The organism is Vibrio sp. HENC-03, assembly GCF_000305755.2.
GTDB lineage: Bacteria > Pseudomonadota > Gammaproteobacteria > Enterobacterales > Vibrionaceae > Vibrio > Vibrio owensii.
The window spans coordinates 1-16,479 of the sequence record NZ_JH976116.1 but is presented as its reverse complement, the minus strand read 5'-3'; the positions used below and the strand labels follow the sequence as shown (position 1 = coordinate 16,479).

General features: G+C 46.2%; 13 protein-coding genes. 4 read left to right on the top strand and 9 right to left on the bottom strand.

The genetic code is table 11. From position 1 onward, the window contains the following. Positions 1–72: 72 nt before the first annotated feature. From VCHENC03_RS16485 to argC, 3 genes are all read right to left on the bottom strand, one after another. Positions 73–1,287, bottom strand: coding sequence for an argininosuccinate synthase (locus VCHENC03_RS16485; protein ID WP_009705512.1), 1,215 nt, complete (start codon positions 1,285–1,287; stop codon positions 73–75). Positions 1,288–1,377: 90 nt separating this feature from the next. Further along, positions 1,378–2,169 (bottom strand): acetylglutamate kinase, encoded by a 792-nt coding sequence (argB, locus tag VCHENC03_RS16490; protein WP_009705511.1) that lies wholly within the window; start codon positions 2,167–2,169, stop codon positions 1,378–1,380. 21 nt (positions 2,170–2,190) lie between these two features. Next, entirely contained in the window at positions 2,191–3,195 is a 1,005-nt protein-coding gene (argC, locus tag VCHENC03_RS16495; protein ID WP_005438403.1) for an N-acetyl-gamma-glutamyl-phosphate reductase, read from the bottom strand. Between the two features lie 144 nt (positions 3,196–3,339). Between argC and argE the strand changes: the two genes are divergently transcribed. From argE to VCHENC03_RS16510, 3 genes are all read left to right on the top strand, one after another. Further along, positions 3,340–4,476, top strand: a complete 1,137-nt coding sequence (gene argE, locus VCHENC03_RS16500) for an acetylornithine deacetylase (protein ID WP_009705510.1) — start codon at positions 3,340–3,342, stop codon at positions 4,474–4,476. Positions 4,477–4,755: 279 nt separating this feature from the next. After that, positions 4,756–7,389, top strand: coding sequence for a phosphoenolpyruvate carboxylase (gene ppc / locus VCHENC03_RS16505; protein WP_009705509.1), 2,634 nt, complete (start codon positions 4,756–4,758; stop codon positions 7,387–7,389). 437 nt (positions 7,390–7,826) lie between these two features. Continuing rightward, complete coding sequence (locus VCHENC03_RS16510) at positions 7,827–8,366, top strand: PadR family transcriptional regulator (RefSeq protein WP_009705507.1); 540 nt, start codon at positions 7,827–7,829, stop codon at positions 8,364–8,366. A gap of 70 nt (positions 8,367–8,436) precedes the next feature. Here VCHENC03_RS16510 and metF read toward each other — a convergent pair whose 3' ends face one another. The 3 genes from metF to VCHENC03_RS16525 form a co-directional block, all read right to left on the bottom strand. Beyond that, positions 8,437–9,339: a methylenetetrahydrofolate reductase gene (gene metF, locus VCHENC03_RS16515; RefSeq protein ID WP_005438398.1), complete on the bottom strand. Its 903-nt coding sequence runs from the start codon at positions 9,337–9,339 to the stop codon at positions 8,437–8,439. 272 nt (positions 9,340–9,611) lie between these two features. Further along, positions 9,612–12,020, bottom strand: coding sequence for a bifunctional aspartate kinase/homoserine dehydrogenase II (locus tag VCHENC03_RS16520; RefSeq protein WP_009705506.1), 2,409 nt, complete (start codon positions 12,018–12,020; stop codon positions 9,612–9,614). A 17-nt stretch (positions 12,021–12,037) separates the two neighbouring features. Beyond that, positions 12,038–13,198, bottom strand: a complete 1,161-nt coding sequence (locus VCHENC03_RS16525) for an O-succinylhomoserine (thiol)-lyase (RefSeq protein ID WP_005438396.1) — start codon at positions 13,196–13,198, stop codon at positions 12,038–12,040. Positions 13,199–13,427: 229 nt separating this feature from the next. Here VCHENC03_RS16525 and metJ point away from each other — a divergent pair, with 229 nt between their 5' ends. Then, on the top strand, positions 13,428–13,748 hold the full coding sequence (metJ, locus tag VCHENC03_RS16530) for a met regulon transcriptional regulator MetJ (protein WP_005432736.1): 321 nt from the start codon (positions 13,428–13,430) through the stop codon (positions 13,746–13,748). Between the two features lie 111 nt (positions 13,749–13,859). Here metJ and VCHENC03_RS16535 read toward each other — a convergent pair whose 3' ends face one another. From VCHENC03_RS16535 to VCHENC03_RS0125660, 3 genes are all read right to left on the bottom strand, one after another. Then, on the bottom strand, positions 13,860–15,137 hold the full coding sequence (locus VCHENC03_RS16535; RefSeq protein ID WP_009705505.1) for a malic enzyme-like NAD(P)-binding protein: 1,278 nt from the start codon (positions 15,135–15,137) through the stop codon (positions 13,860–13,862). A 207-nt stretch (positions 15,138–15,344) separates the two neighbouring features. Then, positions 15,345–15,821 carry a bacterioferritin gene (gene bfr, locus VCHENC03_RS16540; RefSeq protein WP_005438394.1) on the bottom strand — a complete coding sequence of 159 codons (477 nt, stop codon included), beginning with the start codon at positions 15,819–15,821 and terminating at the stop codon, positions 15,345–15,347. 74 nt (positions 15,822–15,895) lie between these two features. Further along, positions 15,896–16,084, bottom strand: a complete 189-nt coding sequence (locus VCHENC03_RS0125660) for a (2Fe-2S)-binding protein (protein ID WP_032802546.1) — start codon at positions 16,082–16,084, stop codon at positions 15,896–15,898. Positions 16,085–16,479 lie beyond the last annotated feature (395 nt).

Below are 16,479 nucleotides of genomic sequence, written 5' to 3'. Positions count from 1 at the left end.
ATGAGGTCAGCAAAAACGAAAAAGACCTGCCAATAGTGGCAGGTCTCTTATCTTATAAGGTTTTAAATTGGCTTATTTTTTCTGGCTGTTCAACGCACGAATACGGCTTGAGAGCGAGTAAAGGCGGATAAAGCCCTCAGCATGGCTTTGGTCATAAACTTCATCTTCACCAAAAGTAGCAAACTCTTCAGAGTACAAACTGTTATCCGAACGTTTTTGCGTTACCGTTGCGTGACCTTTGTAAAGCTTCACAACCACTTCGCCATTCACGTCTTGCGCGAGCTCTTCAGAAGCCGCAAGAATAGACTTGCACAGCGGCGTGAACCAACGACCATCATAAACAAGGTGTGATGCTTTCAGACCAAGCTCCTCGCGGAATTCAAATGACGCTTTGTCCAGCACAAGTTGCTCTACCGCACGCAGCGCTTCCATCATGATGGTGCCACCCGGAGTTTCGTAGCAACCACGAGACTTCATACCCACTAGACGGTTTTCGACAATATCGATACGACCAACGCCGTGCTTCGCACCTTTTTCATTTAGATAAACCAGTGCGTTGTATGGTGTCATCGCTTCACCGTCTACCTCAACAACTTCACCTTTCGCAACTTTCAGCGTTACAGTTTCAGCTTCATTCGGTGCTTGCTCTGGATCCACCGTCCAAGCCCAGCAATCTTCATTTGGCGCATTCCATGTATCTTCTAGAACGCCACCTTCAGTAGAAATGTGCCATGCGTTCGCATCACGCGAGTAAATCTTAGTAAGAGAAGCCGTACAAGGGATATTGCGCTCTGCTAGGTAATCCAGACATTCTTCACGGCTCACTAGATCCCACTCACGCCAAGGCGCAATAACATGCAGATCTGGTGCTAGCGCTGCAAATGCACCTTCAAAACGTACTTGGTCGTTACCTTTACCTGTACAGCCATGACACAGAGCGTCTGCACCGACTTTACGTGCCACTTCAACCTGCGCTTTGGCAATGATTGGACGCGCCATTGACGTACCTAGTAGGTATTTACCTTCGTAGTAAGCACCCGTTTTTAGTGTCGGGTAAATGTAGTCTGCGACCATTTCTTCTTTCAGGTCAGCGATGTAGCACTCAGAAGCACCTGAAGCTTTTGCTTTCGCTTCAATACCTTCTAGTTCTTCGGCACCTTGACCAACATCGGCAACGAAAGCTACAACTTCACAGTCGTAGTTCTCTTTTAGCCACGGGATGATTACTGAAGTATCTAGACCGCCTGAGTATGCGACTACCACTTTATTTACGTTCACTTTGCTCATGTTTTTTCTCCAAACTTAACTGGCGCTGCTCTCGGCGGTCAGTGCCAACCACTTCCTAATGTTCAATTCTTTAACTGGTTTGCTTCTGCTCTATTGCGGCAGAAACTGCGTTCCGATACTTTCACCCGCGAATAGCTGGGTCAGTTTCTCTGGGTAACGCCATGTCGCGACTTCGATAGGACGACCAAGATCATTGGCAGCCTCCAAAGCGGCTTTAACTTTGACGATCATGCCGTCGGTGATCACTTGCCCTTTGATCAACGCATCCGCTTCTTGCTCAGATAGTGTTTTGATCAAATGCCCTTTGCCATCGAGTACACCGCTCACATCAGACAGAAGCACTAACTCCGCATCCAATGCTCCGGCCACAGCAACCGCAGCTTGGTCAGCATTCACATTCATCATCTGACCTTTTTCAGTCAGACCAATTGAGCTGATGATCGGCAGTGCACCTGTGTTTAGCACTGCTTGTAAAAGGGTTGAATCACCTGGTGATGCTTTGCCTACAGCGCCTAACTCTGGGTCAAGTTCTTCAACATGACATAATCCACCATCGGCGAGACTAAGACCTACTGCATTCAGACCATCCGCAATAGCTTGACCTTGAAGCAACTTGTTTGCGGTGCCTGCAAGCGCGCCTGCAATAACAGGAATTTGCTCATAAGGCGTCACGCGAAGACCGTTTTTCTTTACGGTTTCAAGCTGAAGCTTTGCCATCAACTCATCAACTAGGTAGCCACCGCCATGAACGATGGCGATTTGTCGCTGTGCCGACTTTTGGTAAGCCGCAATGGCGCCAAACAGTTGGCTTAAGGTTTGGGTGCAAGATAGAGCTGCACCACCGAGCTTAATGACTAAAGGAGCTTGATTGGTTTGCGTCATCGCATTTCCCTCTTTCAACGACTACAGCAACGCTGTCAGTTCTGGGTAACCGTAATGAATATTGAGACATTGCATCGCTTGACTCGATGCACCTTTAAGTAGGTTGTCGATCGCCGAAATCACAATGATGTGTTCGCCTTGAACCTTCCAGCCGATATCACAGAAAGGGGTATTTTCGACATCCTGAATACGTGGAATACCATCACCTTTAAGACGAACCGCAGGCTTGCCTTGGTAAGCTTGTTCAAACGCTTTCGCCACCTGTGCTTCCGTCACGCCTTGCGCCAACTTCATCGTGATAGTGGCAAGAATGCCGCGCTTAAAGTTGCCTAGGTGTGGAGTAAAAATCACATCGCAACCCAAATGCTGAGCAATCTCTGGTTGGTGACGATGGTTAAAGACACCGTAAGGTTGCAAGCTCACTTCGCAGAAGCTGTTAACCATGGAGGCTTTACGCCCTGCACCTGATACACCACTGGTTGCGTTAATCACAGGCCATTGGTTGGTATCCAGTAATGCGTGTTCTAATAAAGGTTTGATTGCAAGCTGTGAAGCGGTCGGGTAGCAACCTGCCACTGCAATCAAAGGAGTGGTTTTTATTGATTCTTGGTTCCACTCCGCTAAGCCGTATGCTGCTTTATCTAGCCAGTTGTTATATTGATGTTCGAAGCCATAAAAGGTGTTGTAGAAGCCTTCGCTTTTCACACGGAATGCACCGGATAAATCGAATACCTGACAGCCCGCCTCTAAGAAAATTGGGGCTAAGTCGTGGCTCACTTCATGTGCTGTAGCCAGAAAGACCACATCTGACGCTTGAGCAACTTGCTCAGGGTCAGTCAGTGGCGAAACTGGCATATCAATCACACCCGCTAACTTGCCGTGCAATTGAGCAATATTCTTTCCTGCATCTACGCTATTGGCGGAAACGTATAAACCTGATAGCTTGAGTTCAGGGTGTTTGTTGACCATTAAAGCCAACTCTGCGCCGGTGTAGCCGCTGGCTCCGATAATCGTGGTTTTTAGCATTACATGACATCCATATACTTAAGGCTCAAAGTGATTATTCATATTTAATTTTTGCTTTATTTTGATTTTTTATTCAATAAATATGATTTAATATGTGTTTTACATTTTTGTGCTCTGTCTGTCAACAGGAGAATTGAAGAATCCATGCAATTACCAAGTTTTCTAGAGGTCTATGAAGGACTGATCAGTACCTCTTCGATAAGCTCAACCGATCCAAGTTGGGATCAAGGCAATGCCAAAGTGATCGAGAAGCTGGCATCTTGGTTTAAAGATCTTGGCTTTAGTGTTGAAGTGATCGAAGTGGAACCAGGCAAACACAATATGATCGCACGTATGGGTGACGGTGAAGGCGGCTTACTTCTCGCAGGCCACAGTGATACCGTGCCATTTGATGAAGGGCGCTGGAGTTTTGATCCACATAAGCTAACTGAGAAAGACAACCGCTTTTACGGTTTAGGTACGGCGGATATGAAAGGCTTCTTTGCCTTTATTTATGAAGCGGTAAAGAAAGTCGACTGGAGTAAGCAGACTAAGCCGCTTTATGTGTTGGCGACCTGTGATGAAGAAACCACCATGCTGGGTGCGCGTCATTTCACTGAGAACGTGCCGTTTAAACCGGATTACTGCATCATTGGTGAACCTACTAGCCTAGTGCCTATTCGTGGTCACAAAGGACATGTGGCAAATGCTATTCGCGTAACGGGTAAATCTGGTCACTCATCGGATCCAGCACTTGGTGTCAACGCCATTGAAATCATGCATGAGGTCATGTTTGCCATGATGCAACTGCGTGACAAGCTAGTGAAAGAGTACCACCATCCGGGTTTTGCCATTCCGAGCCCTACCCTGAACCTTGGTCATATTCATGGCGGTGACAGTGCAAACCGTATTTGCGGTTGTTGTGAACTGCATTATGACGTGCGTCCTCTTCCTGGTATTAGCCTCGATGGTTTAGAGAACATGCTGCGCGGAGCCTTGAAAGAAGTCGAAGCGAAATGGCCAGGGCGATTAGAAATTATTCCCCTACACGAGCCAATTCCGGGTTACGAATGTCAACACGATCACCCATTTATCGGTGGTGTTGAAGAGATCTGCCAAACCAGTTCAGAAACCGTTAACTACTGTACTGAAGCACCATTTCTTCAGCAGTTGTGCCCGACCTTAGTTCTTGGCCCTGGCTCTATTGACCAAGCCCACCAGCCAGATGAGTTCCTCTCTTTCAACTTTATTGACCCAACCATCGATGTGCTGTCACGTGCGATGGTGAAATATTGTTGTTAGTCGCATTCTGTACTTTCCTGACAATGCAGCTCGATTGGGCTGCATTTTGTTATCTACGCCACTCATCTTCTAGCACGCTATATCCTTCTTTTAGTGAGCGATTTTGTAATTAATTTTCACTTCAAGCGGTATAAGCTGACCTAATTTTGCTCTAAATCAGGAGAGCAGTGGAATAATTGCAAACTTACTCTGCTTTATTTGACTAGAACTGGTGGTTTTCGCTAGATTGGAGTCTTAACAAGGACAATGGATGTAGTTTTTTTACGAGGCAGGATGACAATGAACGAGAAATACGCCGCACTCAAAAGTAATGTGCGCATGTTGGGCCACCTTCTGGGTAACACAATTCGTGATGCTCATGGCGAAGAAATCTTCGAGAAAGTGGAAACCATTCGTAAATTATCCAAATCGGCTCAAGCTGGGAATAATGCTGACAGAGACAGCTTAATAGAAGAAATTAAAAGCCTACCAGATGAGCAATTAACGCCCGTGACCCGTGCGTTCAACCAATTTCTAAACCTGACCAATATTGCTGAGCAATACCACACCATTTCACGCCATTGTGAAGAGCACATCTGCGAACCTGACGCAATTAACTCGCTGTTCTCAAAGCTAGTGCAAAATGATGTGAGCAAGCTAGACACGGCGCAAGCGGTTCGCGACCTGAACATTGAATTGGTTCTAACTGCGCACCCAACCGAAATCACTCGTCGCACCATGATCAACAAACTGGTAAAGATCAACGAGTGTTTATCTAAGCTGGAGCTGAGCGATCTCTCTTTCAAAGAGCGTAAAAAAACTGAACGTCGCCTTGAGCAACTTATCGTTCAAAGCTGGCACTCTGACGTTATCCGTCAGCAGCGTCCAACGCCTCTTGATGAAGCCAAGTGGGGCTTTGCGGTTGTAGAGAACTCACTATGGGAAGCCGTACCTGACTTCCTACGTGAAATGAACGACCGCCTGAAATCTTACCTTGGCGAAGGTCTACCAATTGATGCCCGCCCTGTGCACTTTTCATCTTGGATGGGTGGTGACCGTGACGGTAACCCATTTGTAACCCACAGCGTGACTCGTGAAGTACTGCTTCTGTCTCGCTGGAAAGCGGCAGACCTATACCTCAATGACATCAACGAACTGATCAGCGAACTGTCGATGACAGTGTGCAACGACAAAGTTCGTGAGCTTGCCGGTGATGATCAGCACGAACCATACCGTGCGATCCTAAAACAGCTTCGTTCACTATTGAACGAAACGAAAGACATTCTAGACGCGAAAGTTCATGGCCAGAAACTGGCAGTCAAAGCGCCACTGCAAAAAGTAGAGCAGCTTTGGGAGCCACTCTACGCGTGTTACCAATCACTAAACGAATGTGGCATGGGCGTGATTGCTAACGGCTCACTGCTGGATACACTACGCCGTGTTAAAGCGTTCGGTATCCACCTAGTTCGTCTCGATATCCGTCAAGAAAGTACTCGTCATGCCGACGTTCTATCTGAACTGACTCGTTACCTAGGTATTGGTGACTACGAGCAGTGGAGCGAGCAAGATAAGGTAGCTTTCCTAACTAACGAACTTGCATCTAAACGCCCTCTTCTACCTCGTGACTGGGAACCATCAGAGCCAGTTAAAGAGGTTTTGGATACCTGTAAGATTGTTGCTGCGCAGCCTCGTGAAGCGTTTGGTGCTTACGTTATCTCAATGGCACGTACCGCTTCTGATGTACTTGCCGTGCACCTACTGTTGCAAGAAGCAGGCTGTCCTTACCGCATGGACGTATGTCCTCTGTTCGAAACGCTAGACGATTTGAACAACGCGGAAGCGGTAATCAAACAGCTGATGGGCATCGACCTATACCGCGGCTTTATCCAAAACCACCAAATGGTGATGATCGGCTACTCTGATTCTGCAAAAGATGCGGGCGTAATGTCAGCAGGCTGGGCGCAATACCACGCGATGGATTCACTGGTTAAGGTTGCAGAAGAAGAAGGCGTAGAACTCACACTGTTCCACGGTCGTGGCGGTACGATTGGTCGTGGTGGTGCGCCTGCTCATGCTGCACTACTATCTCAGCCACCTAAGAGTTTGAAAGGTGGTCTGCGTGTAACAGAGCAAGGCGAAATGATCCGCTTTAAGTTGGGTCTACCTGATGTTGCCGTTAACAGTTTCAACCTGTACGCGAGTGCAATCCTTGAAGCGAACCTACTGCCACCACCAGAGCCTAAACAAGAGTGGCGCGACCTAATGGACGTGCTGTCTGAAGTAAGCTGTGAAGCCTACCGTAGCGTCGTTCGTGGCGAACCAGACTTCGTGCCTTACTTCCGCCAAGCAACACCTGAGCTTGAACTAGGTAAACTGCCTCTAGGCTCTCGCCCTGCAAAACGTAATCCAAACGGCGGTGTAGAAAGCTTGCGTGCGATTCCATGGATCTTCTCTTGGAGCCAAAACCGCTTGGTTCTACCTGCATGGCTAGGTGCTGGTGAAGCAATTCAATACTCGGTAGACAAAGGTCATCAAGCGTTACTGGAAGAGATGTGTCGTGAATGGCCGTTCTTCTCAACTCGCCTAGGTATGCTTGAGATGGTGTACACCAAGTGCAACATGGAAATCTCGCGTTACTATGATCAACGCCTAGTTGAGACGCCACTTCAGCCATTGGGTGACCGACTGCGTGAACAACTTCAGCGTGATATTAAGTCCGTACTGAACGTAGAAAACAACGAGAACCTGATGCAAAGCGACCCTTGGGGCCAAGAATCAATCCGCCTACGTAACATCTACGTAGAACCATTGAACATGCTTCAAGCGGAGTTACTATACCGTACTCGTCAAACAGAAGAAGCTTCTGCAAATCTTGAAGAAGCATTGATGGTGACGATTGCTGGTATTGCCGCTGGTATGCGTAACACAGGTTAACTTAGCTACGCAAAAAGCATTAAAAGGCTGAGCTCTTGCTCAGCCTTTATTACTAATCACCAATCACTTCTACTATTTGAGCAATACGCAACCAGCTCATTAATCCAAAAAGAAAACAAAAAGTCTCTTAAAAACAAAATAAATCACTACTCAAAAACACTATTGAGTATTTTATTAGTTTTTTTGGGTAATTTTGTCCTACTATTCCACTTCATGCTTATTATTTATATACTACTTGCCTGCTGGAAGCTCACAAGTCCAATCAAATAAGCTCCAGCTCGGTGGAAACACCACACTCTAGGTGATAAACGGCTTTAAGGTGACAGGACCAACATTGTTGGTGCTATTTACACATAAAAAACTCAAGCGCCAATAAGAGCGCAACTGAAAGTGTAGATAGCTTGTTTACAAGTTTATTGACCATTTGGATTGAAGACATGTCATTACCACACGTAATTCTAACTGTACTTAGCACTCGCGACGCTACCGGTTACGACATCACTAAAGAATTCTCAGCTAGCATCGGTTACTTCTGGAAAGCAAGCCACCAACAAGTTTATCGTGAACTTAATAAAATGGCTGAGAAAGAACTGGTTACTTGCGTATTAGAACCTCAAGAAGGCAAACCAGACCGTAAGGTATACTCAATCACTGACGCTGGTCGCAGCGCTCTGGGCGAGTGGTTTGATCAACCAACTGCACACCCAACAGTACGTGATGAGTTCTCTGCAAAGCTAATGGCTTGTGCAGTGCAACCAGCAACGCCGTTCCGCGATCAACTTTCTGAGCTTGTAGAAGAGTCTCGCAAACTGGTTTCTCACTACAAAGAAATCGAAGCTGCGTACTACGCAACACCATCAACACTAGACAAACAAGCACGTCTTGAGCGTCTAACACTTCGTCGCAACTTAATGCTACGTGAAGCGTGGATTAACTGGGCAGAAGAAGTGCTAACAGAACTTGAAGTGATCGGCTAATTCGTCACTTTAAATGAAACGAAAAAGGCTTGCCGATGGGCAAGCCTTTTGTTTATTTGGGGAAAGCGTATTAAGCGCCTACTGCAACTTGTGGACGAACACCTAAAGTGTGGCAAAGTGCATAAGTCATCTCTGCACGGTTCAATGTGTAGAAGTGAAAATCTTTTACACCTTCACGGCTTAATACACGAACCATATCAATTGCTTGGCTTGCACCAACCAGCTGACGCGTCACTGGGTCATCATCCAAGCCTTCAAACTGCTTACTCATCCAGCCTGGTACTTTCACATTGTTCTGCGCCGCAAAGCGAGAGGCTTGTTTGAAGTTAGAAACTGGCAAAATACCTGGGACAATTTCAACGTCGATTCCTGCCGCTACACAGCGGTCACGAAAACGTAGGTAAGACTCCACATCAAAGAAGAATTGAGTAATTGCACGGTTTGCACCTGCATCGACCTTACGCTTTAAGTTAAGCAGATCTGATTGAGCACTTTTTGCTTCTGGGTGAACTTCTGGGAAAGCAGCGACTGAAATATCGAAATCATGGCGCGCTTTAAGCAACTCTACCAAGTCCGAAGCGTACATATCTGGCGCACCGCCACCTGGTGGAATATCACCACGTAGGGCAACAATGTTCTTGATACCGTTATTCCAATAGTCATCTGCAATGTTGATGAGTTCATCACGAGATGCATCGATACAAGTTAAGTGAGGCGCAGCCACAAGACCTGTCGCCGCTTTGATTTCTTTAATGATCGAGTGGGTTCTGTCACGTTCGCCTGAGTTTGCGCCGTACGTAACAGATACAAATTTTGGTTGGAGAGTTTTAAGGCGGTGTACTGAGTTCCACAGTGTTTCTTCCATCTTCTCACTGCTTGGCGGAAAAAACTCAAATGAGACGTTGATGTTGTCTGATAGTTCAGCGATATTCTGGTTTAAGGCATCGATGTGCCCTGCATGCGTGTATCCCATCTTACTCTCCCTGTGGCAACTCCACCACGAAATCAAAATTCCTTAAACCGCCGTTTAGACGTCTATATGTCTACAGAATGTATTGAATGCGATTTAATGTCAACCTTGTGATTATGAATTTTTCTCAAGTTCATAATGAGGATAGTTCAAGTTGCTTGGCGGCTTATCCTTAGCCTCGCTTTCCGGTTCAGTATGGCATTATCCAAATAATAAAAAACCCCGGAGACAGTCCAAGGTTTTGTTGTCGTTCGCAAAAATTGCTTCAGCGAGATTTAGAACAAGCCCGCTAGGCGGTTAAGGTCCGATTGAATCGCACCAGCCGTTACTTCGCGCCCCGCACCAGGGCCGCGAATCACCAAAGGATTGTCTTTGTACCACTTACTCTCAATGGCAAAGATGTTGTCGCACGGCAACAAGTTCGCTAATGCGTGCTCACGTGACAACGCTTCTACCCCCACCGTTGCTTTACCATTACGTTCTAGACGTGCGACGTAACGTAGCACTTGGTCGTTTCTCTGCGCCTTGGTCAAACGTTCTTGAAGAATCTCGCTGAGAATATCACCTTGGTCAAAGAAAGCATCAATGTTCAAATCACGTAATTCCTCAGGAACGAGTGACTCCACCTTCACGCTCTCGGGCTCAATATTTAAACCAGACTCACGAGCTAAGATAACCAGCTTGCGCATAACATCAGAGCCATCTAAATCGGAGCGAGGATCAGGCTCAGTCAAACCTTGTTGCCATGCCAAGTCGACAAGCTCGGCAAAAGGTACCGAACCGTCAAACTGTTGGAATAACCACGATAACGTACCTGAGAAAATGCCTGATAGTGCGACAATATCATCGCCACTTTCACGTAAATCTCGAACCGTATGGTTTATCGGTAGCCCTGCCCCCACTGTCGCGTTGTAAAGCCAATGACGACCGATCTTCGCAAAAGCATCTTGCACTTGGTGGTAGTAATGGCTGTCTGCTGAACCCGCCACTTTGTTTGCAGAGATCAAGTGAATACCTTGCTGTGCAATGTCTACATAACGGGCAGCGAGCTCCTTGCTTGCCGTGACATCAAGCACGACCGCTTCATCGTAATTTTGCAGAGCACCCAGTTTATTGAGCCAGTGACCGTCATTCTCAATGCTTTCATCATCGAAGCGCTGGGCAACCGTTGCTGCATTAATACCGTTTTCATCGAACCAGTAAGTCTGGCTGTCTACAACGGCCACTAAATCAAAGCTCATACCGTGGCGTTTTTCGAGCTCTTCTTTTTGCTCAGAAAACAACGATAACCAACTTGAACCAATGTTACCTTTACCACACAAAGCCACCGCTACGCGCTTCTGCGCTTGAAACAGCTGACTATGAATACGTTGAACTAACTCTTCGACTTCTGCACGGCGCAGTACAGCGACCAAGCTCAAGCCAGATTCCGTCTCTGAAATAAACTCAACAGGCGCATGCTTAAGTTGTTGGTAAAAACCAAAGCAGTGGTTTGCGTTTTTCGTCACACCAGCGCCAACGGCAGCTAGCAACGAATACCCTTCTTTCAGTTTAATTTCCGCTTCAACGGCGAGCTCTTGTAGATAAGTCAATGCTCCGCCAGCAATCTCTGCCGTGTACGCCAAACGCAAGCTTTGCTGATCTTCTTGCGCTTCAAATGCTAGTGGCTCTAATTGAGCGCGCTTTAACGCTTGCAGCACTTCTTTCTGCGCTCGCTCAAAATCATGGCCATGCACAAATGACAGTTGCACCAGTAGCACTTCATCAAGGGAAGTAATGATCTTCGCACCACGACCCGAGGCTAATACACGTTCAATACGCGTTGAGCCAGATTCTGGTTGATAGCTGCACTTCAGGTTCAAATCCATCGCACTTTGAGCAACAGGCTGAAGCGTACGGCTGTGCAGTACTGGGGCTGCTAAACGAGCAAGTTCACTCGCCTCATCTAAACGCAGTAGGGGTAACAAGCATGCATCCGACACCAAACGCGGGTCTGCGCTATACACACCAGCGACATCACTCCAGATTGTCACGGTATTTACTTCCGCCAACGCACCAATCACAGTGGCTGAGTAATCTGAACCATTGCGACCTAACAGAACGGTTTCACCCGCATTATTCTGCGCCATGAAACCCGTAATGATGACGCGCTTATGGTTATGTTGAGTTAATGCTTCTTTAATAAGTGCATAAGAACGAGCACGATCGACTTCTGGCTGCGTACCTGCTTCTGCGCGCAAAAAGGCACGTGAATCTAGAGCGACTGCTGGCAAGTCTTGCTGAGATAACAATGCGGCTAGCAAACGTGAAGACCAGACTTCACCATGCCCTAGCACTGCGGCTTTTTGTGCTTCTGTTAGCGGAGCTGTCAACTCAGCTAAGGTACTGAATTCATCTTGAAGTGAAGCAAGCACCTGCGCTTGTACCTCTCCTTCTAACAAAGCTTCAACTAACTCTGTCTGGAACTGGCGTAAGCTTTGCAGAGCTTCGTGTGCGATGCGGCCGTCTTTATCCAACCCTTCCAAAAAATCAATCAAGCGGTTAGTGGTTTTGCCTGCTGCGGACACCACCACTAAATCGTTTTCTGATGAATACTCTTTAAGGATCCCCACGACGCGTTGGTAACACTCTGGGTTTGCTAAGCTGCTACCACCAAATTTATGCAGCTGACGTTGTACACTCATAGCCTTTTCTCTCCCAATTACTGTGCTGCTTTCGCGAATGCTTGCTCAAGATCGGCAATCAGATCTTGCGCATCTTCTAAGCCAACTGATAAACGCAGTAACTGTTGAGAAACGCCTGCTTCAGCCAGAGCTTCTTCACCCATCGCACGATGCGTCATTGAAGCAGGGTGACAAATCAAGCTTTCTACACCACCTAGCGACTCAGCAAGGGAGAACAGTTCTAGCTCTTTAACGAACACTTTTAATTGCTCAAACGAACCGGCAAATTCAAAGCTCAGCATAGAGCCAAAGCCTGATTGTTGTTTTTTCGCGATGTCATGACCCGGATGCTCTGGCAGACTCGGATGATAAATCTTCGCTACCAAGGATTGTGTTTGCAGATAAGCCAACACTTGCTGAGAACTTTCTTCATGGACTCGCATTCGCGCACCCAGCGTGCGAATTCCACGGAGCGTCATATAACTGTCGAATGGCGTACCCGTAGCGCCAATGCAGTTACCCCACCATGCTAATTCTTCAGCATGCTCTTCGCTCTTGGTGATCACCACACCACCAATCACGTCAGAGTGACCATTAATGTATTTCGTTGTTGAGTGGATAACAAAATCCGCACCAAGCTCCAAAGGCTTTTGGTACACAGGTGTCAAAAAGGTATTGTCCACTGCGACTAAAGCGCCGACTTGTTTTGCCTTCTCACACACAGCCGCAATATCAACAACGCGTACGAGCGGGTTTGACGGTGTTTCTAGCAAGATAAGCTTTGGTTTTTTCGCAATCGCCGCATCCAACGCTTGCTGATCCGACTGGTCAACAAACTGCACTTTAAAGTCGCCTTTGTTGGCGCGAGTATTGAACAAACGGTAAGTACCGCCGTAGCAATCATGCGGCGCGACAATTAAGTCATCAGGTCCAAGAAACGCCGATACCCAAAGGTTTAGTGCCGATGTGCCGCAGTTAGTGACAACCGCGCCTTTGCCTGATTCAAGCTCGTACAGTGCTTTTTCTAATAAGCCTCGGTTTGGGTTACCAGAACGGGTGTAATCGTATTGTGGAACTTCACCAAACGCAGGGAAGCCGTAGTTAGTAGAAAGGTAGATTGGTGGTACAACAGCGTGATATTGACTGTCTGACTCGATACCAGTGCGTACAGCAATGGTCGCAGGCTTACGGGTGCTCATGGGTGTATCCTTTCACGGGTGGTGACATCTAAATGGGAATGCGCTATATCTAGCTTGTATTGCTCAATTGATTAACACTCTTCCCTAACTATTAACCTCACTTTACTTGTCTAAAAATGAGACGTCAACACTTCTAGACGTCTATATGTCTTTGCTTATGGCAGTAAATGCAGCTAAAATCAGCACCTATATTTATTTCTCTAACTTATTACATTAATGAAGGTGCGCAATGGCTGACTGGAATGGCGAATACATTAGCCCGTATGCTGAGCACGGTAAAAAAAGCGAACAAGTAAAAAAAATTACCGTCTCTATCCCGCTAAAAGTTTTAAAAGTGCTGACTGATGAGCGAACTCGCCGCCAGATCAACAACTTACGCCATGCGACTAACAGTGAACTATTATGTGAAGCGTTCTTACATGCTTACACAGGCCAACCACTGCCAACAGATGAAGACCTTCGTAAAGACCGTCCAGATGATATTCCGACGGAAGCGAAAGCACTGATGACAGCAATGGGCATCGAATTCGAAGCATTTGACGAAGAATAATTGCTTACAAATTCGTCAAGGTGAGAACCTGCACCGAGGGCAGTTTCAAAGCAAACGAAAAAGGGACGCACTGGCGTCCCTTTTGTTTATCTGAAGCGTCTACTCTACTAATTACTCAGCCATGTAGTTTTCAGGCATCTCAATACGCGCGACACCTGAATCAACTGCAGCTTGTGCAACCGCTTTTGCTACGCGTGGTAATAGACGTGAGTCCATTGGTTTTGGAATGATGTAGTCAGAACCAAACTCTAGCTTGTCTACGCCTGCCGCCTTCAATACCGCTTCTGGAACTGGCTCTTTTGCCAATTCACGAATCGCATCAACTGCCGCTAGCTTCATTTCATCATTAATCTCGCTTGCACGCACATCTAACGCACCACGGAAAATGAATGGGAAGCAAAGCACGTTGTTTACTTGGTTCGGGTAGTCGCTACGGCCCGTGCCCATGATCAAGTCATCACGCACTTCGTGAGCCAATTCTGGTTTGATTTCTGGGTCTGGGTTTGAACATGCGAACACCACTGGTTTATCTGCCATTAGCTTCAATGCTTCTGCAGGTAGTAGGTTTGGACCCGATACACCCAAGAACAGATCCGCACCTTCAATAACATCTTCTAACGTGCGCTTGTCAGTGTTGTTTGCGAATAGTTGTTTGTATTCGTTTAGGTCGTCACGACGTGTATGGATCACCCCTTTACGATCCAGCATGTAGATCTTCTCGCGCATTGCGCCACATTTGATCAACAGCTCCATACATGCCACAGCCGCAGCACCCGCACCAAGACAAACGATGGTTGATTCTTCTAACTTCTTACCTTGCAGCTCGATTGCATTCAACATACCTGCTGCCGTTACGATCGCTGTACCGTGTTGATCGTCGTGGAATACTGGTACGTCACAACGTTCAATCAGGCGCTTTTCAATCTCAAAACAATCTGGTGCTTTGATATCTTCTAAGTTAATACCACCGAATGTATCAGCAATGTTTGCTACTGTGTCGACAAATTCGTCGATCGTGCGGTGTTTTACTTCGATATCAATTGAGTCTAAACCAGCAAAGCGTTTGAACAATAGCGCTTTACCTTCCATTACTGGTTTAGAAGCTAGCGGGCCAAGGTTACCAAGACCAAGAATAGCCGTGCCGTTAGAAATAACCGCAACCATGTTGCCCTTCGCTGTGTACTTATACACGTTGTCAGCGTTCTGTGCGATTTCACGTACTGGCTCTGCAACACCAGGGCTGTATGCAAGAGCAAGATCATTTGCAGTTTCAGCAGGCTTAGTCAACTCTACTGCAATTTTTCCTGGAGTTGGGTATGCATGGTAATCCAATGCTTGTTGGCGGCGTTCTTCTTCTGGGGTGACTTCTTGGCGATTGTCTTCAGACATGGATCGTTTCTCTTTTGTTATTTTTTCGGTAAGGGGGAATAAATTCTAAAGGATAGAAGTCAATCTTCATAGGCTAGATTGCGAGCGATATCCTTAAAAAGGCCGATAATAAAAGAGATTAGACCAGATATTAGTGATGAGCACCTAGTTTACAGGTCAGGTGCTCTTTGAATCACTTCGTTCAGATGAGAAAACAGCGTTATCTTCTCACTCTTCATCAACGTACTGTGCTTGCAGATAATTCTCTATGCCGGACATTTCGATCAAGCCAAGTTGTGTCTCAAGCCAATCAACATGCTCTTCTTCATCCTCTAAGATCTCTTGGAAAAGATCTCGAGATACGTAATCACGAACGTCTTCAGCATAAGCAATCGCATCTTTTAAATCGGGAATCGCGGCCATCTCGAGCTTTAAGTCGCACTCAAGCATTTCTTTGGTATCTTCTCCAATCATTAGCTTACCGAGATCCTGTAAGTTAGGTAGCCCTTCTAAAAACAAGATACGTTCGATCAGATGATCAGCATGCTTCATTTCATCAATCGATTCGTGGTACTCCTTGTCAGCAAGATGCTTTAAGCCCCAGTCTTTATACATTCGAGCATGAAGGAAATATTGATTGATAGCGACGAGCTCGTTGCCGAGCACTTTATTGAGATGTTGGATTATGATTGGATCGCCTTTCATGACAAAGCCCTCCTCTTTGGCTTCATTTAAATGTAGAAGCAAATGAGAAGGTGTCAAAAAGCCCTAACTAATAATTAGCTAGCTTGTTTCAGTGTTAAGTATTCCGTTTCAGCTAAAACTTCTTTTGCTTGCTTGATGCACTTGCCACATTGGCTACCTAGAGCAGTACATCGTTTGATTCCTTTAATGTCGGTTACGCCTTCATCTATCGCCAACTTCCTAATTTTCTTGTCAGAGACACCATGGCAAAGACAAACGTACATATTCAAAACCTTTAAATTTCACTTTGGAATGAATATAAACAAGAATCGTTCTTGTTACCAGTTGTATTAAGGCGAATTACAGAACGTTTTGTTATAACGGTCTGGACCGTTTTGGCAGTTTTCAGTGACTTAGCAGATAGCTAAAAAGAAGAGAAAATCGAGTAGAACTAAGCTCATGTTTTTAAGGAACAAAAAGCATGATTAAGAATGACGGGCTTATAACCATATTGAAAAGAGGAATAGTAGGTATAAAAAAGGGAAGCCTTAGCTTCCCTTTTTCTAGCGCTTTCTTCAAAAAGAAGAAGAGTGCAAGATTACGATTAATTCAGTAAGAATTAGTCGAAGATCTTAGCAACAACACCAGCACCTACAGTACGGCCACCTTCACGGATAGC